This is a genomic window from Sphingobacterium sp. GVS05A, from assembly GCF_019969845.1.
Classification (GTDB): domain Bacteria; phylum Bacteroidota; class Bacteroidia; order Sphingobacteriales; family Sphingobacteriaceae; genus Sphingobacterium.
Genome location: NZ_JAHXYR010000007.1, coordinates 203,056 through 226,700, shown reverse-complemented (window position 1 = coordinate 226,700; position 23,645 = coordinate 203,056). Strand labels below are relative to the sequence as shown.

Here is a 23,645-nt window from a genome sequence, read left to right as displayed (position 1 = left end):
GCTTGCTTTTAACGTCAACAACAAAGTTAATCGACTAAAACCACATCTTAGTATTATCTCGTTTTTAGATAATCGGCAAGTTTCCCAACAGCAATCGCACGATGGCTGATCGCATTTTTTTCATCTGCGCTCATCTCAGCAAAAGTTGTATCATACCCATTTGGAATAAAAATCGGATCATACCCAAATCCATCCACTCCTCTACGCTCTTTAGTGATCTGCCCCTCGATACTTCCTTCAAAAAAATGCTGCCGTTCATTCAAATAGAGCGAAATGACGGTTTTAAATCGGGCTGTTCGGTTGGAGGTGTCCCCCAGTCTTTCCAAGACGAGATCAATATTCTTTTCCATATCCCTTGAGCCCGAGTAACGTGCCGAATAAACTCCAGGCTCGCCATTTAATGCATCAATTTCGAGACCCGAGTCATCACCAAAACAATAAAGTCCATATTTGTTTACCAAATAATCCGTTTTTTGCTGTGCATTTTCTTCAAATGTTACTCCAGTTTCCGGGATATCATCCTGACAATCGATATTGTTCAAACTTTTAATAACAAAAGTGTCTCCCACTATTGCTTGGACCTCTTCCAATTTATGGGCATTATTTGTTGCAAACACAAGTTCTAGCATCTTCTTCAAATTTAAAAGTTCATTTGTTATCTCCCTCCAGCTAATAGTTTGTCCCTAATTGCACTATCAGCCTGTTGAATCGCAATGACCAAAAATAAGCATTAGGATATAGATAAGCATAAATAAACTTATATTTGGCAAATATTAACCCAATAAAAAAATAATGAAAAAGTTCTCTACAGTCGTAAAAGTACTGTTTATTCTAATGTTGGTGTCACCTTACACCTTATTTGCACAAAAAATGAAAGTCATTAAAGGAAATTTTGATTTCTTAAAAGGACAGCAGGAATTGAATGTTATATTTGATTATACCCCCATGACCTTTTATAATGAAAAGATGTCCGAAAACGATTATTTAGAAAAGCGAAACAAAGACATCAGCTCCAATAAAGGTACAGCTGAAGCTGAAAATTGGAAAAACGACTGGGATTATTCAAAATCTACGGCATTTCCAAATAAATTTTTTGCTTCGATGAACAAAAACTGTGATATCGTCACCGGTAAGAAAGAGTCAGCTCCATATACATTGATAGTTCAAACGACATGGATTTATCCGGGTTGGTTTGCAGGTGTAATGAAACAACACGCAAAAGTTAGTACATTATTAAGATTTATCGAAACAGCTAATCCATCTCATGTACTTCTTGAAATCAACAGCGAAAAAGCACCGGGCGATTTTGATTTTGTTGGGATACCAAATACGAATGATCGAATAGCTGAAGGTTATGCAAAAACCGGAAAATCCCTTGCCAAATTTATAACGAAGAAGATTAAATAACGGGATAACTACAGGGATTTAAGAGCCTATATTGTCTCTTGAATCCCAATGTATGGCCTAATCGACCATCCAATAATCTAAGAAACAATAAATGTTTTAAACTCGTTCCAAAACAGTTTCTTTTTATTGACATCGGCAAACATTTCTTCAAAGCTGAACGTGTTGAACACCGTTGCTATGCGCCCCTTCATATAGGAATTATGTTCGATCGGTGGAAGTTTTAACGATGCGGGTTCAACACCTAATAGAATAATCTTCGTCGGTTGAAAAAACTGCATAATCTGTTTAAAATCGTTTGGATTATGCGTATTGGCCAAATTAACCACCGCAACAGTTTCCTTAGTTAATTTTAGGGCGCCAATCGTTTTTTCAAATGCTTCGAGTGCTGCCGGCGAGAAATAAGGATATTGTACATAGCGCAAGATAAAAAGTATGCCATGATCTTTGCTACCCTGATAAATAAATTTTCCACCTAATACTTCAAGGGCATTATTACCTTCTTCATTGCCAATATAACCTGATCCTGTGGTTTCGTCTGTTGCAGACGGTTTAGCAAGGTGATCAGCAGCAGGAATTCCAACAACGACATATTCTGTATCCTTTGCTTTAGATACAGCTTCCAGCTCTGATTGAAAATCAAAGCCATTGGCAAAAATCGTCTCATCCATCAAGGTTTGTAGGGCGACAGGATTATCTGTTGTTAAATTGCTCATCGTTCGAAAAGGAAATAGTAGAAAGTAAAGATAAACAAGAAAAGAGTATAAGAAAAAAGGAGTAATGAATAAAGAAATTGCTAGAGACAAATTCTTCCTTCCTCACTCCTCTTTATATATCGAAAAAATTAATGTCCTAAGATATAAGAGAAAATCAAAGGTGCTACGATTGTAGCATCAGATTCTACAACAAATTTAGGCGTATCGATATCCAATTTACCCCAAGTGATTTTTTCATTTGGAACTGCTCCAGAGTAAGAACCATAAGAAGTAGTTGAATCAGAAATTTGACAGAAATAAGCCCAGAAAGGTACTTCTTCCCACTCCAAATCTTGATACATCATCGGAACAACACAGATTGGGAAATCACCGGAAATACCACCTGCAATCTGGAAGAAACCTACGCCTTTTCCAGCGGAATTGTTACGGTACCATTCTGTCAAATAAATCATGTACTCAATACCTGATTTAACTGTGCTCGCTTTCAATTTACCTTTTATCACATTTGATGCGAAGATATTACCTGTAGTTGAATCTTCCCATCCCGGACATACAATCGGCAAATTTTTCTCAGCAGCAGCAACAATCCAAGAGTCTTTTGGATCAATTTCATAATATTGTTCCAATACACCAGAATTAACTACTTGATATAAGAATTCATGTGGTAAGTAACGCTCACCTTTCGCTTCTGCGGCATGCCACACATCTTCAAGATGTTTCTGCAAACGACGGAAAGCCTCTTCTTCTGGAATACAAGTATCTGTTACACGGTTGTAGTGATTATCCAATAATTCTCTTTCTTGTTCCGCTGTCAAATCCCTATAATTCGGAATTCTTTTGTAATGTGAGTGAGCAACTAGGTTCATCACATCCTCTTCCAAATTAGCCCCAGTACAAGAAATAAAGTGTACTTTATCTTGACGGATCATTTCTGCCAAAGAAACACCCAATTCAGCAGTAGACATTGCACCTCCAAGAGAGATCAACATTTTTCCACCATCCAAAAGATGTTCCTCGTAACCTTTTGCAGCATCTACTAATGCCGCTGCGTTAAAGTGACGGTAATTATGCTCAATAAATTGAGAAATAGGTCCTTTTTGAGTACTCATGATATTTTCTAACTTTTATAAAATAATAAGTACCGCAAAGGTACTGAATATTATCTATTTTAGGCTCCCTATCCCACCAAAACAGCTATTGACTGCTTATTTTTTAACAAATGTAAAAAAACAGACAATTTCTACTTCTTTAGTAATCTTGAAAAGAACAAATATGCAGCCACTAAAAAAATGATAATAACAATAAGGACGGCAATCTCCTGGCCACCTATCCCCCAGTTCATACTATTCATACCTTTTGTATAAAAGTTAAATCACCCATTTCTCACAGCAATCCAAAAATGCTTGGTCTATATCCGCACCGATACCCGGTTCATCCGAAATATGGATTTTGTATCCGTCATATTGTATCCCGCCAACCACAGGATCCTCCAGATGACCAACCATGCAGGTATCTAAATCAAAAAATTTAACATTGGGAGCCGCATAGGCGAAATGGACTTTAGCGGCTAATGCCAAACGAGACTCCAGCATCCCACCGATCATACAATTAATACCATATTCCGCAGCAACTTTATTGATTCTCAAGGCTTCTTGAATCCCCCCTGATTTCGAAAACTTGATATTGATGTAATCACAAGCATCTGCTTTACAAAGTCGTTCAGCATCATGATGCGAATAGACCGACTCATCAGCCATAATTGGGACGATCGTCTCAGTGCGCAATTGAGGTAATAATTCATCATTCCAGGTCCGCATAGGCTGCTCACAAAATTGAATTTTAAACGGTTCTAACCCCTGTAAGGCTTCTACCGCATCTTCATAGGACCAACCTTGGTTTGCATCGATCCGAATAGGCATCTCAAAACCTACCGCTTTACGGATTTCACGAATACGAGCCACATCTGTTTTTGGATCCTTGCCCAATTTTACTTTCAACATTACAGCCCCCTCTTCCTGCAGACGCTTAGCTTTCATTGCCATTTCCGCTGGAGACGCTATACCCAGAGTTATATCCGTTGTTATCTCCCGTTTAGTTCCACGCAAAAACTGATACAGAGGAATACCCGCATGTTTGGCGGCTAAGTCATGCAATGCAATATCAAAAGCAGATTTGATCGTCCGATTTCCCGCGATATACAGATCTAGCTCAGCCAATCGTTCTTCGATGGCCAATGGATCCTTTCCTTTCCAAATCTTAGCAAAATCACGGGCCAAAACCAGACAGGTATCCTGTGTTTCTCCCACAATCATCGGAAAGGCAGAGCATTCACCGACGCCGTAAATAGTTGTATCGGTATGTACGCGTATAAAGGTATTTTGAGCATAATCCATGGTTCCGGTCGCAATAACAAATGGTTCCATCGGGATACTTAGCCGGTATATCTCAATTTCAGTTATTTTCATCTTATTGTCTATAAATTAAGTCATTTTGATATAGCACTAACGATGTGCAATACTTTGCCTAATTTATACATATTATTGCAATCCCACGATGCTTTTTCCATATCCAATAAAAATTTATCGCCAAATGATGCATTATTTGAGGATCGAAAAAGCGTGTTAACACAACAAAACAATAAATACAATATCCATAATAAAAACAACAAAAAGAAACAATAAAACTAAAACAAACACATTTTTATTAGAATATTTATAATTTTATTCATTTTTATTCCTATATTAGCAATGTATAATATTTGAAAAGGAAAGATGATTCAACAAAGACCGAAAACGGAGGGCCTTTACGACCCTAATTTTGAGCATGACGCCTGTGGAGTAGGCTTTGTCGCCCATATCAAAGGGAATAAATCACACGCACAAGTAAAGGACGCTTTGACCATGTTGGAGAACATGGAGCATCGTGGTGCCTGTGGTTGTGATCCCGAAAGTGGTGACGGAGCCGGTATCATGATTCAGCTGCCACACGAATTTTTATGGGAAGAATGTATCAGCTTAGGAATACAGTTAGAGGAACCAGGTTATTATGGAACAGGAATGGTTTTTCTTCCGAAAGAAGAAGGCATGAACAAAATATGTCGGGACTTGATTGAGGAAGCGGCAGCCGAAAGGGGTATGAAATTCCTTGGCTACCGTCCAGTACCAGTCAATCGTGAAGGTATTGGACCAACAGCGCTCAGTGCCGAACCTGAAATCGTCCAGTTTTTTGTTAGCAGACCGGATGGAGTTTCAAACACGGAAGAATTTGAACGCAAACTTTTTGTTCTACGTCGCCTGATCATTCAAAAAGTTAAACAACAACAAGAATACCCTCTCCCACTTTACTTTGCATCACTTTCTTGCAAAACTATCATTTATAAAGGTCAATTAACAACATACCAAGTAGGCACCTATTACCTTGATTTACGCGATCCTCGTGTGGTATCCGCATTTGGATTGGTACACTCACGCTTCTCGACCAATACTTTTCCTTCCTGGTCACTAGCACAGCCATTCCGTATGTTGGCTCATAATGGTGAAATCAATACCCTAACAGGTAACCTAAATTGGTTTTACGCTGGAATGCGTGCCCTTTCGTCACCTTATTTCACCGAAGACGAAATGGAAATCCTGCTTCCTATCGTTGATCGAGGCCAGTCGGATTCAGCATGTCTTGACAATGTTGCCGAACTCCTTTTACACAGTGGCCGTAGCCTAACACACGTCATGTTAATGTTGGTTCCTGAAGCATGGGATGGTAATACTCAAATGGATCCATTGAAACGTGCATTCTACGAGTACCATGCAACTTTAATGGAACCTTGGGATGGACCTGCAGCACTGTGTTTTACTGATGGTAAACATATCGGGGCAACATTAGACCGCAACGGTTTACGCCCATTACGTTATGCTGTCACCTCGGATGATCGTGTTGTAGTTGCTTCCGAAGCCGGCGCACTTCCAATCGAAGAATCTACCATTATAAAAAAAGGCCGTCAACAGGCAGGCAAGATATTTCTCGTCGACATGGAACAAGGTCGCATCCTGACGGACAATGAAGTAAAAGATCAATTGATCAACCAACAACCTTATAGTGATTGGTTGGACAACTATAAAATCAAGTTAGAAGAACTGGAAGAACCTCGTGTCACCTATACCTATCTTTCCAAAGAATCCGTTTTCAAATATCAAAAGACATTTGGTTTCTCTAGAGAAGACCTCGAAACAATCCTGACGCCTATGGCATTGACCGGATACGAACCAACTGGCTCGATGGGCTCGGATGTTCCGCTCGCAATTCTTTCTGATCAACCACAACATATCTCAAGCTACTTTAAACAGTTTTTCGCACAGGTAACCAATCCGCCGATCGATCCGATCCGAGAACGTTTGGTTATGAGCTTGGCAACTTTTATTGGTAATGCTGGAAATATCCTAATCGAGGACAAAAAATTCTGTCACTGCGTGACATTGCCACACCCGATCCTCACATCCAAAGAACTTGAAAAATTGCGTTCTATTGATACCGGATTATTTCAGGCAAAAACCATACAGTCTTATTTCCGTTCAGATGGAAGACCAGGTTCGCTAGAAGCAGGTTTAGAACGTCTATGCAGATATGCAGATGATGCTGTACGTGATGGTTTTCAGGTATTGATACTTTCAGATCGTGCCATAGATTCCAAACACGCTGCCATCCCTTCTTTACTTGCGGTATCAGCAGTCCACCACCACCTGATCAAAACAGGTAACCGTGGTGCTGTCGGTCTAGTTGTCGAAGCCGGTGATGCTTGGGAAGTACACCACTTCGCTTGTCTATTGGCTTTTGGAGCTACAGCAATCAACCCATATATGGCGCTTGCAAGTATTCGTACCATGAAGGAACAAAATACTTTAGATACCGAACTTACTTGGCCCGAGCTATCCAAAAACTACGTAAAAGCAGTTAACAATGGGTTATTGAAAATTTTCTCCAAAATGGGGATTTCAACATTACAATCTTATCATGGCGCACAGATTTTTGAGGTGCTTGGTATCGATAAATCTGTTGTTGATAAATTCTTCTGTGGTGCAGTATCCCGTATCGGTGGTATGACACTGGATGATCTAGCTAAAGAGGCTTTATCTAAACATTGGCGTGGATTTGAAAAAAGCCGTACGCCACAAAATCTCTTACCAGAAGGTGGTATCTATCAATGGAAACGTCGTGGCGAAGGGCACTTGTGGAATCCAGATACCATTCACTTATTGCAGCAAGCTTGTCGGACCGGAGACTATGCTACCTATAAAAAGTACGCGACCAAGATCAACGAGCAGAAAGAACATATGTTTACCCTTCGTGGGCTATTGGATTTTGCCAAACACCGCAATTCCATCCCATTGGAGCAAGTCGAACCAGCAAGTGAGATCTTAAAACGTTTTGCAACTGGTGCGATGTCCTTTGGATCTATCTCCCATGAAGCGCATAGTACACTTGCTATTGCGATGAACCGCATCGGTGCAAAATCAAACACCGGTGAAGGGGGTGAAGACGAATTGCGTTATCAACCGCTTCCAAATGGAGACTCCATGCGTTCAGCGATCAAGCAAGTCGCTTCTGCACGTTTTGGTGTGACATCCAATTACCTGACGCAGGCTGATGAGTTACAGATCAAAATGGCTCAGGGTGCCAAACCGGGCGAAGGTGGTCAATTACCGGGTCCTAAGGTAGATGCTTGGATCGCAAAAACCAGACACTCCACACCTGGTGTCGGTCTGATTTCACCGCCACCGCATCACGATATTTACTCCATTGAAGATTTGGCGCAGTTGATCTTCGATTTGAAGAATGCCAACCGCCAAGCAAGGATCAACGTAAAATTGGTATCTAAAGCTGGTGTAGGAACGATTGCTGCTGGTGTTGCTAAAGCACATGCTGACGTTATCCTCATCGCAGGTTTTGACGGCGGAACAGGTGCTTCACCGATCAGTTCGATCAAACATGCTGGATTACCTTGGGAACTTGGTCTTGCCGAGGCACACCAGACTCTTGTGAAAAACAAGCTACGGAGCCGTGTGGTCTTACAGGCAGATGGTCAGGTAAAAACAGGCAGGGACATTGTCATTGCTACATTATTAGGCGCCGAAGAATGGGGGGTATCCACAGCTGCATTGGTCGCTGGTGGCTGTATTATGATGCGCAAATGTCACTTAAACACATGTCCCGTCGGTGTCGCTACACAAGATCCTGAATTACGCAAACTTTTCTCTGGGAAACCCGAAGATATCGTCAACCTATTCACCTTTCTTGCCGAAGAAGTACGTGAGACCATGGCGTACCTTGGTTTCCGCACCATCAACGAGATGGTAGGTCGCGCGCAGTTCCTGAAAAAACGTGAAAATATCGACCATTGGAAAGCAAAGAAAATCGACTTTACCGATATCCTTCATGTTGAACGCAATGAACCGGGACAATCATTATACAATACGGAGGAGCAAGATCACGGCATGGCCATGATTTTGGATTGGGGATTATTGAAACAATCCAAGCTAGCGTTAGAAAGCAAGACACCGGTCTTTGGAACTTTCAAAGTCAAAAATACTGACCGTACTATCGGAACAATGCTATCCAATGAGATCTCCAAATTATACGGATCCGAAGGATTACCTGATAACACCATCAATTTCAAATTTGAGGGATCCGCAGGTCAGAGCTTTGGTGCATTTTCAACAAAAGGACTTTCCTTCGAATTGCAAGGAGAAGCCAATGACTATGTTGGTAAAGGCTTATCAGGTGCACAATTGGCTATTTATCCAGCAACAGAAAGTGCTATTGTACCTGAAGATAACATCATCATCGGTAATGTGGCATTATTTGGAGCTACATCAGGACACCTATTCGTCAATGGACAAGCGGGCGAGCGTTTTGCTGTCCGTAACTCTGGGGCTACTGCTGTAGTCGAGGGAGTAGGCGACCACGGTTGTGAATATATGACCGGTGGCCGTGCGCTGATCCTTGGTGCTACAGGTCGCAATTTTGCTGCCGGAATGAGCGGTGGCATCGCTTGGATTTACGATATCAACGATGACTTCCGCGAAAACTGCAACCTAGAGATGGTTGATTTGGATCCATTGGAGAGTGAAGATGAAACAGCGATCATAGCTTTATTGAAACGCCATGTATTGTTGACCAATAGCCGTAGAGCAGATTTCATCTTACAGAACTGGAGCCGGGAGAAAAATAAATTCATAAAAGTGTTCCCAAGGGAATACAAAAATGTCATTCGTCAAAAATTAGTTGAAGCATAAAATAGGAAGCACAAAACATGGGAAAAATTACAGGTTTTAAAGAATTTGAGCGCGTGCTTCCAACAAAAGAAGCTGTTGAAGGCCGTGTACAGCACTTCAAAGAATTTAATAAAGGATATTCTGAGAATGAGCTAAATAAGCAAGCTGCACGTTGTATGGATTGCGGTATTCCGTTTTGTCATTCAGGCTGTCCACTGGGCAATGTTATCCCTGAATTCAATGATGCTGTATATGATGGAAAATGGGAAGAGGCCTATCAGATCCTGACCTCAACCAATAACTTTCCAGAATTTACAGGTAGAATATGTCCAGCACCCTGCGAATCTGCTTGTGTGCTTGGAATCCATAGCACACCGATCACAATCGAAGAAATTGAAAAACATATCATTGAGATAGCATTCAAAAAGGGCTATGTTAAAGCCCATAAAAGCTATTTAAAAACAGGTAAACGTATTGCTGTGGTCGGTTCCGGCCCCGCTGGACTTGCTGCTGCCGCACAGCTAAATAAAGCTGGTCATGATGTCACTGTTTTCGAGCGTGATGACCAAGTAGGTGGCTTACTCCGCTATGGTATCCCGGATTTTAAACTGGAAAAGTCCGTTATCGACCGCCGGATTAATTTAATGAAGGAATCAGGAATTGAGTTCAGCGTAAATACAGAGGTAGGTAAAGACATTAGTTTTTATGAACTAAAGGCTTATGATGCTGTTGTTTTGGCGACAGGATCGACTGTGCCTTGGCACATGCAACTACCCGGTCATGAAGCTAAAGGGATTCACTTCGCCATGGACTTTTTGAAACAGCAGAATAAAGAAGTAAGTGGCATCGGCATTGATCAAGAACGCATTTTAGCGACAGACAAACATGTGGTCGTTATTGGTGACGGTGATACAGGTTCGGACTGCATTGGTACCTCCAATCGCCACCGGGCCAAGAGTATTACCCAAATTGCCCGTAAACCAACACCTGCGAAAGAGCGTCTAAAAAACAATCCCTGGCCGATGGATAAAGTGACATTCGGCACTTCCTCTTCGCAAGAAGAAGGCTGTGAACGACTTTGGGCAACGGAAACACAAGAGTTCGTTCATGACGAAAATGGTCATATCACAGCGGTCAAAATCAAAGAGGTTCAATACGAAGTCGATGAATTTGGACGTCGTACAAGATTGGGTGAATCTGAAATTCGGGAAATCCCAGCTGATCTCGTTTTATTGGCTATTGGCTACAAACATACGGAGCAAAAACTATTGGAGCAACTCGGTGTACGCGTAGACGAAAAAGGAAATATCCTAGCCAATGATAAAGATTACCAAACCTCTGTGGAAAATATCTTCACCGCAGGTGACTGTCGTAAAGGGCAATCATTGGTGGTCTGGGCGATTTCTGAAGGCCGGGAGTGCGCACGGAAAGTAGATGAATACCTTATGGGTTATTCCGAACTTGAAAGCAAAGATTTCCTAGCGGCCCAAAATGCTTAGCTATTGCTAATCTAATATATCCTTCTGCACAATGGGATTGTAAATCCATTGGCGAGAGTCGATGATTTAGATTTTCGACCAAATATAAAAGCGCCTGCTGATATGAGTTATCAACAGGCGCTTTTTTTATATAAAAAAATTACTTCAATGGAGTCTTTAATTTAATGAAGTATATGCTATTCTTATCAACAGTATTTACCGCTGGTAATATCTTCGATTTATAAGTCCCCTCTCCCGTAACGCCGAAATCATCATCATTACATACCGCGATTAAAGATGAATTGATAACCGCCAAACCCTCTGCTTTGTCGTGCGGATATAACTCTTTGATATCCGTCATTAAATCAGCAACCAAAGTTTTGGTCACAGGTTTAATATTATATTTAGCCAAAGTAGTGGCATCTTTTAGTTCTTCAACGCTCTTATCATCAAACAGTCTCCCCTTATCGCCATTATTAGGATCAGAAATATCTGTTGCTCCCGCAAGATCTATCTGATAGATTTTTTTGAACACTTCACCCCGTGTTGCCTCTGTTGCATATTTATCATCACGTTCCAGTACAATAAAGGTAGAGTTAGACACCGCAGCAATCTCACTTATCGCCTGCAAATCGGTCCGTTCCATCATATACACATACTGCTTGGTATTTCCTGTTGCAATATCCATGGTTACAATACGGATAACCAAAGAATTCTTCACCGCATCTTTTGAAGGATTATAGAGTGGAAATTGCATAATACCGACCAAGGTCTTACCATCTGGCGTAATCGTCAGACCTTCCATTCCACGATTTGGGCGTCGCTTGGCAAATACCAATGGTAATTTCTTTCCTGTCGTCCAAGGATTAATACGCTCAATCTCCTTTCCAGAAGCATCAAAGTGAACAATATGTGGTCCATACTCATCACTTACCCACCAAGAGCCGTCAGTACCTCTTGCCAATCCCTCTGAATCGATACCGTCTTCACTTTTTCCCAAATCTTTTCCATTCGTATCCAAAGCTTTCTCTCCCGAGCCACCTTTACCCTCAGGGTTCGGTAAGCCATTCAATTTTACGCCATTTTTATTCTTTAATTCAATTGCTGATTCAAAAACCAGCGCATTATCCTTTAATCGAAATTTACCGATCTGAGGGGTAAACATCGGGTTGGCAAAAACTTTACTATTTTTTTCTGTACCATCGATATTCGGTCCCCGATCCGTCAATAGATAAAATACTGTTTTATCATTGGGATCCTGAACCATAGAAGATCCATATCCACCATTATAGACCTTGACTTCACCAACCGTACCCAATACTTTTGGATCTGCGGCTACAGCCTTATCCGGATAAACTAAATTGACTATTGGATCAATAATCTTTGATACATCGTCCTTACTGCAGGAAGCACACAAAAGAGCAATCCCCAATGCGCTGTATAATTTTCTCATAATTTGTTCTATTATTCTGCAAACATAAACCTCGCATATTAGGCAATCATTAACAAATGTTTAAATAACTTACATCCACCGACCAAATCATAATGACAAATAAAAATAGATTGCCTTTATGGAATTTGCTTTTTCATTGCATCAAAGAAAAAATAGACAAGGGAATTGGGTGACGAACGGTATTGCCCATTGTTAAAAACCAGACCCAAATTCTGATGGAAACAAGCAGATAAACAATTATCCAAATGAAACCATCATGATTTATTCAAACCGAGCAAAGTTAGCTCATGAATGCCTTAAAGAGAAAATCGAATAATGAATAAACAAACCGAGTGAAACGAACTCATTTATACCGATGAGACCAACACTTATAAATAATTTATACGGATGAAAAAGACAATATTAGCACTCCTCACCCTATTGGTATTTTCCAATGTGGATACAAAGTCTCAAATAAAACCCAGCCGTGAGGTACCCAGCTTAAAAATAAAAAATGAGCAACGTGTAGATGCAGTAAAACTCGTCGACCTAAAAGTGGCGGTCAGTATTTTTGGAAATATTGCCAAAACATCAATGACCATGACTTTCGAAAACATGACAAATCGGGATCTTGAAGGGGAACTTACTTTCCCGATGCCTGAAGGTGTTTCCGTTAGCTGTTATGCCCTGGATATCAATGGGAAACTACGTCAGGCGGTACCAGTAGACAAAAACAAAGGCACCGAAGTTTTTGAAAGTATAGAAACACGACGAGTAGACCCCGGATTGCTTGAAAAAGTAGAAGGAAACAATTTTCGAAGCCGAATCTATCCCCTACCTTCAAAAGGACGGCGTACGATCCAGATTAGTTATTCCGAAAACCTCATACCGGAATCCGATCAGGCGTTATACTATTATCTGCCTTTGAACTATAATTCCATTATTGAAAATGTCGAGCTGAACATCAACGTTTATCAAGGCAATAAAAAGCCAAGCTTTACTGAGCAGCCCGATGGTTCCTTGGCATTTTCTGAACAAAACCATAACTACGCTGCCACATTACACAAGCAGCAGTTCAAATCCTCAAAAAATCTCGCGATTAAACTCCCTTTAAACGAAAATGCCGTCTCAGGATTAAAACAATTCAATCAGGATAGCAGTTTCTACTTTCTAGCCAATGCAAAATTGGAAATACCTAAACAGACACAAAAAAAATGGGGCAACAGCCTCGCCATTATCTGGGATCGTTCATTAAGTTCTAAAAATAGAGACCTGGAAAAAGAGTTCAGCCTCCTGGATCAGTTTTTCAGTGAAAATCAGAATATATCAGTGGATCTAGGCTATTTAGATATACGTTTCAGCAAAGCCCGGACATTTCAGATCAGTCAGGGAAACTGGGAAGAGTTGAGAAATCAGCTGAAACAAACAGTTTATGATGGTGGAACCGACTATAGCCAAGTAAAGAGTGGAGTACTGCATGGCACAAATTATCTCTTTTTCAGTGACGGACTTTCTACATTTGGCCAAGGTAAAATTGTGCTTGATCAGCCTACTTATTGCATCACCTCATCAACCAGTTCAGACTATGCTAATCTCAAACAAATTGCCCAGACCCACTATGGGAAAATGGTTAATTTAACAAATACAACGATCACTCAAGCCTATAACACCTTAAATTCGATCGACCTGCTCTTTTTGGGCGTAAAAGAACAATATTCTTTTACAGAAATCTATCCCGAGAAAGGCACACCTATTCAGTCCTATTTTTCTGTTTCAGGACTTGGAAAAGACAGTGAGGCAAAAGAAATCACACTTTTAGTCGGTGATGGAACACAGATAATTAAAGAGATCAAAGTTCCGTTAAAGTCCGACAATGGCGAGATCGATCTGCAACAGATCTGGGCACAAAAGAAAATAAATACACTGGACATCCAATACGACGACCATCAGGATGAAATCGAAGCAATCGGAAAGCAATTTGGCATTGTGACACGGAACACCAGTTTAATTGTTCTGGAAAATGTGGAAGATTATATACGTTATGCAATCACGCCACCAGCTGAGTTGCTTCCCGAATTCAATCGACTCATAAAAGAAGAACGCATAGAAAAGGAAGAACGCGTAGCGGATTTATTGACACAGGCCCAGAATATCACCGAGCAACTCCAATCTTGGTGGAATACCGACTTTCAGCAAAAAACGAAATATCCACAACGGGGTCGGTCAGGTCGGTCTACTGATACAGCTATTGCCCAAGACGCTCCCACTGTAAATATCGCTGTTCCCCCCATGCCATCCCGTCCCTCTGCAAGTCCAGTGGCCACACCGCCGGCCGTGGAATCCAGATTATCAGAGAGGGCTCGTGACGAGCGCGTGTATACGGCAGCCAATTCAAAAACTGTTAACGCAGCGGCCAGCGAAATAAAGCTGGAGGATATCTCATCCAACGACGCACTTAAAGAAACCGTCACCGTAAATGCTGTTCAAGCACTAGAGGGACGCTTACCTGGAGTACAGGCCACCAATACCTTCGGCGGCAAAACCGGCAAAATAAGTATTCCCGAAATTAAGGAAGACAATGCTTACCTAAAGGAACTCAATCAATCCAAAGATCCTTACAAAAGCTATCTTCAGCTACGGGATCAGTATATGGGAACACCTACCTTCTATTTCGATATTGCCAACTTCTTTTTCAAAAAGGGAGATAGGCAAAAGGCCTTACTTATCCTAAGTGCGTTGGCAGACTTGCAAATTGAAAATGCAGATCTTTACAAGACCATTTCCTACAAGCTCCGGGAATGGGGAGATGTTGACAATGCATTATATATAACCGCTAAAGTACTAAAATGGCGACCAATGGATCCGCAAAGTCATCGTGATTATGCCCTGGCATTACAAGATAAAGTTCAGTACAAAGAAGCGCTGGAAAAACTTTATGGTATCTTGACCCAAAGTTATTCACCTGAAGCCGCCAATCGGGACGATGGCATTGAAGAAATCCTTGTGATGGAGATCAACAACCTTATCAAACTCCAGAAAAGTGCAACAGCTAAAGCTGCTGTGGAAAAGAAACTTGTCGCTGACCTACCTGTTGACATACGGGTAGTCCTCAATTGGAATTCCCAAAATACCGATATTGATCTCTGGGTCACAGATCCAAATGGAGAAAAATGCTTTTACAGCAACCCCGCAACAGCAATTGGAGGTCGATTAAGCAATGACTTTACGGGAGGTTACGGTCCAGAACAATTCTTATTAAAAAAAGCATTGAAAGGAAAATATAAAATAGAAGCTGATTTCTATAATGATAGCTCATTAACTTTAGCAGGTCCTGCGGCTGTCCTAGCTGAAATCTTCACCTATTATAATTCAGGAAGACAAGAGCGTAAACTCACGACAATCTACCTTGATCGTGACAAAGAAAGAAATATATTAGTGGGGGAATTTGTGTTTTAGTTCACCCGAAAGATAGGATTACTGAGAGATTCAAAAAGAAAAAGTAGGCTCTCTGCGAATTGGATAGTTGCAAGAGAACAGAAGCAGATGGTGAAAGAAAAAAGGTGTCCGGAGTTGCCGGACACCTCAGTAATCTTTAGTGCAATTTGCGGATGATTAGCTCTTTTTGTCTTTTCTCCAATTTCGTTTTCACATAAGGATAGGTAAACACAGCTCCGAGAACGATACAAGCACCAAGATAAAACCCACCACTCATCGTTTCTTTCTGACCAAAGATCAACATTGCTAAAAGTATACCATAGACAGGCTCCAGATTAGTGGTTAATGCAACAGTAAAAGCGGATAATTCCTTCATTACTGCTACCCCCATCACATAGGCCACCGCTGTACAAACTACGCCTAATAATAAAAGATAAATCAGATCCTGTTGTCCCAATTTCATCTCAGCATTAAAATCTCCTGTAAACAGCATAAGTATACTGATCCAAAAAAATGCTCCCAGCATCTCATAAAATGTGATCAGCGTTGGGCTGGATTTCTTGACCATTCTTGCATTGGCAATGGAAAATATACTTGCACAGAAAGCGCAACCAAGGCCAGCCAATAAACCAACCAGATAATGTGTCTCAAACGAAAATATGGTATAAATCCCTATAATAATCACCAGACCGACGACAATATCCAGTAATGCAATACGTTTTTTGTTTACAATAGGTTCCAATATAGCCGTAAACAATGTCACCGAAGACAAAGTAACCAGCGTTACCGAGACGGTAGATACCTTAATGGAATAGAAAAATAAAACCCAGTGTAAACCGACAACGGTCCCGACCATAAAAAACTGCAGAAACTGTTTTTTAGAAACCAATATCGATTGTTTGGTCAACAGAAAATAGACCAACAAGGAAATAGACGCAATCGCCACGCGATACCACACCAGATGGATAGCAGAAACAGAAATGAGGCTACCCAAGATCCCTGTAAACCCCCAAATAAGGATTGTTAAATGCAGAATTAGAATATTCCGATTTAGTTGAATTTTAGACATATTCAATAGAATATAATTTATTTTGTAATGGCAATGAAAACGATTAGGAGCAACACTTATTTTTCCCTTTGATATAAACTGCTTAAGCTAATGATGATATGAATTGGAATTATTTTGGAGCCTTTATCGTCAGAAAAATTGCCACCAACAAGAAAGTCACATTAGGGATCAATACCGCAACCAATGGCGGTAATCCTCCTTTCAGCGAAAACATGGTCGCAAATTGAATAAAAACAATATATGTAAAACTTAAGCCGATTCCGATACCTAAACTTAAACCAATCCCCCCTCTGACCTTTTTGGAAGAAAGAGCCACACCCATTAAGGTCAAAACAAAAGCGGAGAATGGATAAACATAACGTTTATATTTCTCCAGCAGCAGATCATTCATCACCCCAGTCCCCCTTGTTTCCTCTTTATGAATACGAATATTGAGTTCACGGGTATCCATTGCAGTAAACATATTATCCCGTAATTCAAAATCCGATGGTTTCATGTCCAAAGTCGTATCTTTGACCGTTCCTTTGTCCATTCGCTCATGTAGTCCGTTAATAACACGATTGGTGTATCCCTCAATTTTCCATTTTGTAGCTACGGAATCCCATGTGATACGGTCAGCCATCATCTTTTCCTTCAATGTATCCCCTTTGAAAATCTCCAATACGAAACCATAACCGGTCTTGGTTGTATTATCAAAATTATCAATATACACATAGCTGTTTTTATCCAGTTGCATATGCGTGGAGACACGAGAATTATCTTTCAACGGCTTCACATAGATGTTCTCAAAATCCACCTTCATTTTATTGGTATGCGGAATAATGAAGATATTGAACACCAAAGAAACGATAAAGATCAATGTTGCAGCTATCATATAAGGCCGCAGCAAACGGTTGAAACTGTATCCCGCACTTAATATTGGAACAATCTCCGTCTGATCCGCCATTTTTGAGGTAAAAAAGATAACCGCAATAAAATTGATCAGTGGACAGAGAAAATTAAGATAGAATGGAATAAATCCAGCATAATACTCAAAGATAATCTTATCTAAAGGTGCCTTATATTTCAAAAAGTCATCCAATCTTTCGGACACATCAAAAACAACCATAACCACGGTGAATATGGCCATCGTGAACACAAATGTTGTCAGGTACTTTTTGATGATGTAACGATCGATTAACGAAAGCATATTGTTAGATTTGAGACTCTACTTCTGCAAGCCTAGGGCTTACATACTTTATCTATATTTTATTCTTATGTGACTCTATTACAAACGTTGATCCAAAATTTTAACCATTTTATTTTTCCAGTCATAGAATGTACCATCTATGATTTTCTCCCGGGCTTGATTGACCAACCAAAGATAAAAATGTAAATTGTGTAATGAAGCAATTTGCGCTCCTAAAATTTCCTGTGATTTTATCAGATGTCTTAAATAAGCCTTTGAATAGAATTGATCGGTATGTAAATCACTTTCTGCTTCAATAGGTGAAAAATCATCCTTCCATTTTTCATTTTTGATGTTGATGATACCATTTTGTGTAAACAACATACCATTTCGCGCATTACGCGTTGGCATTACACAGTCAAACATATCAACCCCCAAAGCGATATTTTCCAGGATATTTACAGGAGTACCTACCCCCATTAAATAACGTGGTTTTTCTTGCGGTAAAATATCACAAACCACTTCGGTCATCGCGTACATTTCCTCTGCCGGTTCACCCACGGATAATCCACCAATTGCATTTCCATCCCGATTAAAGGATGCTATTGTCTCTGCGGATTTTATCCTTAAATCTTTATAAACCGATCCCTGCACGATAGGAAATAATGTCTGATCATATCCATAAAGAGGATCAGTGCTATCAAAACGATCTACACAGCGTTTCAACCAACGATGGGTCATATCCAAAGAACGACGTGCATAACCATAATCACATGGATAAGGTGTACATTCATCAAATGCCATAATGATATCTGCACCGATAATACGCTGCGTATCCATCACATTTTCTGGTGTAAAAAGATGTTTTGAACCATCAATGTGCGAACGGAAAGTAACTCCCTCTTCCTTAATCTTACGCACCTCTGTCAACGAGTATACTTGATAACCGCCAGAATCCGTCAAGATCGGACGATCCCAACCATTAAACTTATGTAATCCTCCGGCCTTATTCAGCACATCCAATCCCGGACGCAGATAAAGATGATAGGTATTACCTAAAATAATCTGTGCTTCAATATCATTTTTCAACTCATGCTGATGAATGGCTTTCACCGTACCAGCGGTGCCAACAGGCATAAAGATTGGAGTTTGAATGGGACCGTGTGCAGTTTCGACAACACCCGCACGTGCTTTTGACAGTGTATCTTGTGCTTGTAGCGTAAATTTCATTAATATTTTCCTCTGTGACTAATTATATTCTAGTAGACAGATTCCGCGTATGTTTTTTCATAACGCCAGTAAGACTGTTTTTCGTAACGGAAATAAGGTTCCGCTTACGGATATGTCACGCCCGTCTTTTCCTAAAATATGTTGCAAAAATACTATAAAAAGATTTGCAAACAGGATGTTTCAGGAATAAATTATCATTTTCCTTTATAAAAAGATTACGAATGCGCTTATCTTTGTGGGCTATGCTTGACCTACATGTATTTTTGGCCAATCTTCCATATATCATATTTGGGATATTAGGTCTTTTCCTATTGGCACAATTATATTACATCTTATTTGTTTACAGCAAATTGAGCAGATATCAAATTGAAACGAATCAAACGGAAACTGATCTTCCTCCATTATCTGTCATTATCTGTGCGCACAATGAACAGGACAATCTTAGGGAATTTCTGCCCAGTATCCTCAATCAAGATTATGCCAATTTCGAGGTCATTGTCGTAAATGATTTTTCTACGGACGAAACCCCTTGGGTACTTCAGGAATTTGATGAGCAATATGCCCATTTAAAGATTGTCGATATCAAAGAGCATATCCGGTTGAAACATGGTAAAAAATTCGCTGTGAGCATGGGGATCAAAGCTTCGAAATATGAGACTTTGGTTTTTACCGATGCAGATTGCGCACCTCAATCTGATCAATGGTTGAAAGAAGTTGCTTCTGCCTTTAGACCAGAGACCGAAATCGTATTGGGCTATTCACCCTATTTTAAGAAAAGAGGTCTACTCAATCTCTTAATCCGGTTTGAAACGAGCCATACTGCTATGAGTTACCTCTCCTATGCACTCAAAGGAGATGCCTATATGGGAGTCGGTCGGAACATGGCCTACAAAAAAGATCTCTTCTTTCGAAATAAAGGATTTGCAGCACACATGCATATTAAATCTGGTGATGACGATCTTTTTGTCAATCAAAATGCAACAGCAATAAATGTCAATATCGCCCTTGCATCAGCTGCTATTGTTTACTCAGCTCCCAAAACAACCTGGAAAAGTTATTATAAACAAAAAGCGAGACATTCTGGGGCATCCACCATCTATAAAAAACGCCATCAACGCATGTTGGGAACGCAACTGGTTTCTGCGGTATTATTTTACCTGACCCTGATTGCTGCTACTATTGCTTTTCCTGCTTTTTGGTATGTTCCCCTTACAGCTTACTTGCTGCGACTATTCACCCAATGGGCCGTTTTTACATCTATTTACAAGAAACTCGAAGTGAAAGAGCTGATTTGGTGGCTTCCATTGGTAGACTTCATCTACTATTTCTATATTTGCATCAATGGTTTGTTCAGCCGAAAAAAGAAAAAAATAAGCTGGAAATAATTCACCTTTAAAACATCACATTTTGAATCCTACAGTCGATATCATCTACGCCTACTTTCCGAAATTAACGGATATACAGAAAGAACAGTTTGCAAAACTTGCAGACCTCTACACTTTATGGAATAGCCAGATCAATGTAATTTCACGTAAGGACATCGATAGTCTATACCTTCATCATGTATTACATTCATTGGGTATTGCCAAATTTGTGCAAGAGTTAGCCCCAGGAACACAGGTTTTAGATGTCGGAACCGGTGGTGGTTTCCCGGGTATTCCCATGGCGATCCTGTTTCCAGAAGTTAAGTTTCATTTGGTGGATTCGATCGGAAAAAAAATCAAAGTAGTTCGTGAGGTCGCAGCAGCATTAGGACTTAAAAATGTAGAAGCCGATCATATTCGTGCCGAACAATTAGACGACAAATACGACTTCGTTATATCACGGGCTGTAACCAGACTCGGAGATTTTACACCTTGGATCCGAAACAAATTTGCAAAAAAAGATAAAAACGGAATTCCAAACGGGATCCTCTACCTCAAAGGTGGCGACCTAAGTGAAGAAATCAAAGAATCCAAATTAAAAGCCGAATTGCACCCACTCTCGAGTTACTTTAAGGAAGACTTCTTCGATACAAAATATTTGGTATACGTACCTATGTAGTTAAAGTTTTGCATTATCCATAGGAAACTGAAGTCGCCTATGGATAATGTCTACAGAGTCTAGATAATATGTTAAGCACTTATGTATATAAGCGATCTTTTCATACCGATCATGCTCACGAAACCACTTTATAGTGGGTTCATAATATATCCTAAATTTGCGTAACGAATCTCCCGACAACTTACTGTATTCCTTCGTCAGCGGATACCATTCCTCCCGAATCAGATCCTGTTGATATTCCTTTTCAAACTGTCGCTGAAGCTTTCTCGCATTCCGCCCTTTTCGACTCAACTTATTATAAAGCTTATTAATACTCAGCCCTACCCCACCTTTCTTGGGCAAGTTAACCATCTCCTTGCTATCCCCTAAGACGTAAATGGATTTGTAAGTTTCTTTTTTTTCGTTAAGCTTGTCCTCGGCTGGGTTATTTTTACGCTTAACCTGGATTGTATCTAATCGGAGCGTATCTTTTCCATTCTTCTTTTTTACAGTATCCTGCAAAACGAATTTTACAGGCTGAGCAAAAATCGGCCGATCAGAAGCCAAATAAAAACAAAAAGCGATTAAAAACAGGAAAACAATACGTGCCATACCTATAATTGATTACCCTAAGATAACCAACAGGGAATAAGGCCGAAATGACTTTAACGATCTTTAACTTATATGACTTATTGCCCCAGTTCTTTTTTGATCTCCTCACCGATCAGGTTAACCTCTTCGTCCATGCCGAACATTGGCAACTCAGTTTCAGGATTCAGTTTCAACCAGGTGGTATCTGTATCCTTAATAATTTTTACATATTCCGTTCCATCTTTAAAGACAACATAGGTATCCTCCTCTTCCGGAAAAACAGAATAAATCACATCACCTAACTCGATATCAAAAGGTTCTTTCATTTCCATGCTAAAAATATTGTTAATCAAGCAAAGCTACCAAATCCAGCACATTCTTTCCAAACACGACCTCCATTTCTTCACCATAAAAAGAAAGTTCGCAGATTATTATTATCTCAACTGCAATAAGACAAATGGACATTCCTGCTCAAAAAGCATCAGTCAGCGGCAATGATATGAAACGTTCGGTACAGAAACTATGCACGACCTACCATCTCGACGGTACCACAAAACCCAAGGGATGTCATAATCCAGCCTATTTCTGTTGTGCTTTCATCTAATTAAAGATTATACATGTTGTTAAAAACAACCTTCAACACGAATTGCTTATTCTAATGAAAAGTCATACAAGATTTATAATTTTTCACTATATTTAAAGTACCCAATTATGAAACTAATCTATCCCATAGCTTTGACTAAGATCAAGGGCATTGGCCCTAGAACAGCCCGTAGTATCATAGCCCATAGTGATAGCTTAGCGGATTTCTTTTCCTATTCAAAAAAAGATCTGATGCAAATCCCCGGAGTACGGGAATCAATTGCAGACGCAATACACAACAAAACATACCTGGAAGCCTGTGAAAAAGAACTCGCTTTTATTGATAAACATCGCATCAAAGCCTTATGGATCGAAGATAAGGACTATCCCGATCGACTCAAGCAATGTGATGATGCTCCTCTCATGTTATATTACAAGGGACATGCCGCACTCAACTCAACAAAAGTGATCAGTATCGTTGGGACGAGAAACGCAACACATTATGGACAGCGGCTATGCGAAGACTTTATGCAAGGCTTAAATGAAAATCAAGATCTGCTGATTGTCAGCGGTCTCGCATATGGCATTGATGCATTGGCACATCGCAACGCCCTAAAGAACAATATACCAACGGTTGCAGTGCTTGGACATGGATTGGATCGGATATACCCTGCCTCGCACCGTGAACTAGCATCAAAGATGCTCGAACATGGTGGCTTATTGACCGAATTTACATCTGAAACCATACCTGAGCGGGTTAATTTCCCGATGCGTAATCGCATTATCGCTGGAATGGCAGATGTCACGATTGTTGTAGAAGCAGCAATCAAAGGCGGAGCTTTGATCACAGCCGAAATAGCAAATAGCTATAATAGAGATGTATGTGCCTTTCCGGGATCCATTTACGAAAAGAGTAGTGAAGGAACCAACTATCTGATCAAAACAAATCGGGCACATATGATCAGGAATGTTCAGGATCTCGAATATCTGATGAATTGGGAAATCAGTAAAAAAAATGAAGCCAACCAACAATTAGCACTTCCCTTTAAATTGGATAAGGATCAGGAGCGCCTTTTTAACCTCATTCATGCAACAGGACAACTGGAGCTTAATCAGATGATCGACCAGCTTCAATGGCCACAGAGTAAATTGGCTTTGGTCTTATTGGAATTGGAAATGCAATCACTGATCCATTCGCTGCCCGGAAAAGTCTATAAATCGCTTGGACAACCACTCGTGGCAACCAAATAAAT

The 23,645-nt window shown here is 40.3% G+C and carries 17 protein-coding genes; 7 read left to right on the top strand and 10 right to left on the bottom strand.

Annotated features, from left to right (window positions below):
• Positions 1-53: 53 nt before the first annotated feature.
• Complete coding sequence (locus LC454_RS18145) at positions 54-629, bottom strand: non-canonical purine NTP diphosphatase (RefSeq protein ID WP_223583865.1); 576 nt, start codon at positions 627-629, stop codon at positions 54-56.
• A 163-nt stretch (positions 630-792) separates the two neighbouring features.
• Between LC454_RS18145 and LC454_RS18140 the strand changes: the two genes are divergently transcribed.
• A complete protein-coding gene (locus LC454_RS18140; protein WP_223583864.1) occupies positions 793-1,407 on the top strand; it encodes a hypothetical protein in 615 nt (204 codons plus the stop codon).
• A 77-nt stretch (positions 1,408-1,484) separates the two neighbouring features.
• Here the strand turns inward: LC454_RS18140 and LC454_RS18135 are convergent, their stop codons facing one another.
• The 3 genes from LC454_RS18135 to LC454_RS18125 all read right to left on the bottom strand — a co-directional run bounded on the left by LC454_RS18135 (position 1,485) and on the right by LC454_RS18125 (position 4,585).
• Entirely contained in the window at positions 1,485-2,120 is a 636-nt protein-coding gene (locus LC454_RS18135; protein WP_223583863.1) for a hypothetical protein, read from the bottom strand.
• Positions 2,121-2,248: 128 nt separating this feature from the next.
• Positions 2,249-3,229, bottom strand: a complete 981-nt coding sequence (locus tag LC454_RS18130) for a deoxyhypusine synthase family protein (protein ID WP_120261519.1) — start codon at positions 3,227-3,229, stop codon at positions 2,249-2,251.
• 258 nt (positions 3,230-3,487) lie between these two features.
• Positions 3,488-4,585 carry a mandelate racemase/muconate lactonizing enzyme family protein gene (locus LC454_RS18125; protein WP_223583862.1) on the bottom strand — a complete coding sequence of 366 codons (1,098 nt, stop codon included), beginning with the start codon at positions 4,583-4,585 and terminating at the stop codon, positions 3,488-3,490.
• Positions 4,586-4,891: 306 nt separating this feature from the next.
• Here LC454_RS18125 and gltB point away from each other — a divergent pair, with 306 nt between their 5' ends.
• Positions 4,892-9,406: a glutamate synthase large subunit gene (gene gltB, locus LC454_RS18120; RefSeq protein WP_223583861.1), complete on the top strand. Its 4,515-nt coding sequence runs from the start codon at positions 4,892-4,894 to the stop codon at positions 9,404-9,406.
• Between the two features lie 17 nt (positions 9,407-9,423).
• Positions 9,424-10,884: a glutamate synthase subunit beta gene (locus tag LC454_RS18115; protein WP_223583860.1), complete on the top strand. Its 1,461-nt coding sequence runs from the start codon at positions 9,424-9,426 to the stop codon at positions 10,882-10,884.
• 139 nt (positions 10,885-11,023) lie between these two features.
• Here LC454_RS18115 and LC454_RS18110 read toward each other — a convergent pair whose 3' ends face one another.
• Positions 11,024-12,316 carry an esterase-like activity of phytase family protein gene (locus LC454_RS18110; RefSeq protein ID WP_223583859.1) on the bottom strand — a complete coding sequence of 431 codons (1,293 nt, stop codon included), beginning with the start codon at positions 12,314-12,316 and terminating at the stop codon, positions 11,024-11,026.
• A 387-nt stretch (positions 12,317-12,703) separates the two neighbouring features.
• Here LC454_RS18110 and LC454_RS18105 point away from each other — a divergent pair, with 387 nt between their 5' ends.
• Entirely contained in the window at positions 12,704-15,751 is a 3,048-nt protein-coding gene (locus LC454_RS18105; RefSeq protein WP_223583858.1) for a VIT domain-containing protein, read from the top strand.
• A 136-nt stretch (positions 15,752-15,887) separates the two neighbouring features.
• On the opposite strand, the gene LC454_RS18100 is transcribed toward LC454_RS18105, so the two are convergent.
• From LC454_RS18100 to tgt, 3 genes are all read right to left on the bottom strand, one after another.
• On the bottom strand, positions 15,888-16,799 hold the full coding sequence (locus LC454_RS18100) for a DMT family transporter (RefSeq protein ID WP_223583857.1): 912 nt from the start codon (positions 16,797-16,799) through the stop codon (positions 15,888-15,890).
• A gap of 109 nt (positions 16,800-16,908) precedes the next feature.
• Complete coding sequence (locus LC454_RS18095) at positions 16,909-17,988, bottom strand: LptF/LptG family permease (protein ID WP_223583856.1); 1,080 nt, start codon at positions 17,986-17,988, stop codon at positions 16,909-16,911.
• Positions 17,989-18,066: 78 nt separating this feature from the next.
• Entirely contained in the window at positions 18,067-19,197 is a 1,131-nt protein-coding gene (tgt, locus tag LC454_RS18090; RefSeq protein ID WP_120261511.1) for a tRNA guanosine(34) transglycosylase Tgt, read from the bottom strand.
• Between the two features lie 221 nt (positions 19,198-19,418).
• Here tgt and LC454_RS18085 point away from each other — a divergent pair, with 221 nt between their 5' ends.
• Both LC454_RS18085 and rsmG read left to right on the top strand, forming a co-directional pair.
• Entirely contained in the window at positions 19,419-20,582 is a 1,164-nt protein-coding gene (locus LC454_RS18085) for a glycosyltransferase (protein WP_223583855.1), read from the top strand.
• 22 nt (positions 20,583-20,604) lie between these two features.
• Positions 20,605-21,240 (top strand): 16S rRNA (guanine(527)-N(7))-methyltransferase RsmG, encoded by a 636-nt coding sequence (rsmG, locus tag LC454_RS18080; protein ID WP_120261509.1) that lies wholly within the window; start codon positions 20,605-20,607, stop codon positions 21,238-21,240.
• Here rsmG and LC454_RS18075 read toward each other — a convergent pair whose 3' ends face one another.
• Together LC454_RS18075 and LC454_RS18070 are read right to left on the bottom strand one after the other, a co-directional pair.
• Positions 21,241-21,831 carry a hypothetical protein gene (locus LC454_RS18075; protein ID WP_223583854.1) on the bottom strand — a complete coding sequence of 197 codons (591 nt, stop codon included), beginning with the start codon at positions 21,829-21,831 and terminating at the stop codon, positions 21,241-21,243.
• 77 nt (positions 21,832-21,908) lie between these two features.
• Complete coding sequence (locus LC454_RS18070) at positions 21,909-22,142, bottom strand: hypothetical protein (RefSeq protein ID WP_223583853.1); 234 nt, start codon at positions 22,140-22,142, stop codon at positions 21,909-21,911.
• A 379-nt stretch (positions 22,143-22,521) separates the two neighbouring features.
• Here LC454_RS18070 and dprA point away from each other — a divergent pair, with 379 nt between their 5' ends.
• Positions 22,522-23,643 carry a DNA-processing protein DprA gene (gene dprA / locus LC454_RS18065; protein ID WP_223583852.1) on the top strand — a complete coding sequence of 374 codons (1,122 nt, stop codon included), beginning with the start codon at positions 22,522-22,524 and terminating at the stop codon, positions 23,641-23,643.
• Positions 23,644-23,645: the final 2 nt, after the last annotated feature.

Excerpts from the sequence above, each read along its gene's own strand:
- tgt (WP_120261511.1), bottom strand. The coding sequence starts at position 19,197 with ATGAAATTTACGCTACAAGCACAAGATACACTGTCAAAAGCACGTGCG.
- LC454_RS18085 (WP_223583855.1), top strand. The coding sequence starts at position 19,419 with ATGCGCTTATCTTTGTGGGCTATGCTTGACCTACATGTATTTTTGGCC.
- LC454_RS18095 (WP_223583856.1), bottom strand. The coding sequence starts at position 17,988 with ATGCTTTCGTTAATCGATCGTTACATCATCAAAAAGTACCTGACAACA.
- LC454_RS18130 (WP_120261519.1), bottom strand. The coding sequence starts at position 3,229 with ATGAGTACTCAAAAAGGACCTATTTCTCAATTTATTGAGCATAATTAC.
- LC454_RS18115 (WP_223583860.1), top strand. The coding sequence starts at position 9,424 with ATGGGAAAAATTACAGGTTTTAAAGAATTTGAGCGCGTGCTTCCAACA.
- LC454_RS18110 (WP_223583859.1), bottom strand. The coding sequence starts at position 12,316 with ATGAGAAAATTATACAGCGCATTGGGGATTGCTCTTTTGTGTGCTTCC.
- LC454_RS18070 (WP_223583853.1), bottom strand. The coding sequence starts at position 22,142 with ATGGAAATGAAAGAACCTTTTGATATCGAGTTAGGTGATGTGATTTAT.
- LC454_RS18135 (WP_223583863.1), bottom strand. The coding sequence starts at position 2,120 with ATGAGCAATTTAACAACAGATAATCCTGTCGCCCTACAAACCTTGATG.
- LC454_RS18075 (WP_223583854.1), bottom strand. The coding sequence starts at position 21,831 with ATGGCACGTATTGTTTTCCTGTTTTTAATCGCTTTTTGTTTTTATTTG.
- gltB (WP_223583861.1), top strand. The coding sequence starts at position 4,892 with ATGATTCAACAAAGACCGAAAACGGAGGGCCTTTACGACCCTAATTTT.
- LC454_RS18140 (WP_223583864.1), top strand. The coding sequence starts at position 793 with ATGAAAAAGTTCTCTACAGTCGTAAAAGTACTGTTTATTCTAATGTTG.
- LC454_RS18145 (WP_223583865.1), bottom strand. The coding sequence starts at position 629 with ATGCTAGAACTTGTGTTTGCAACAAATAATGCCCATAAATTGGAAGAG.
- LC454_RS18125 (WP_223583862.1), bottom strand. The coding sequence starts at position 4,585 with ATGAAAATAACTGAAATTGAGATATACCGGCTAAGTATCCCGATGGAA.
- dprA (WP_223583852.1), top strand. The coding sequence starts at position 22,522 with ATGAAACTAATCTATCCCATAGCTTTGACTAAGATCAAGGGCATTGGC.
- LC454_RS18105 (WP_223583858.1), top strand. The coding sequence starts at position 12,704 with ATGAAAAAGACAATATTAGCACTCCTCACCCTATTGGTATTTTCCAAT.
- LC454_RS18100 (WP_223583857.1), bottom strand. The coding sequence starts at position 16,799 with ATGTCTAAAATTCAACTAAATCGGAATATTCTAATTCTGCATTTAACA.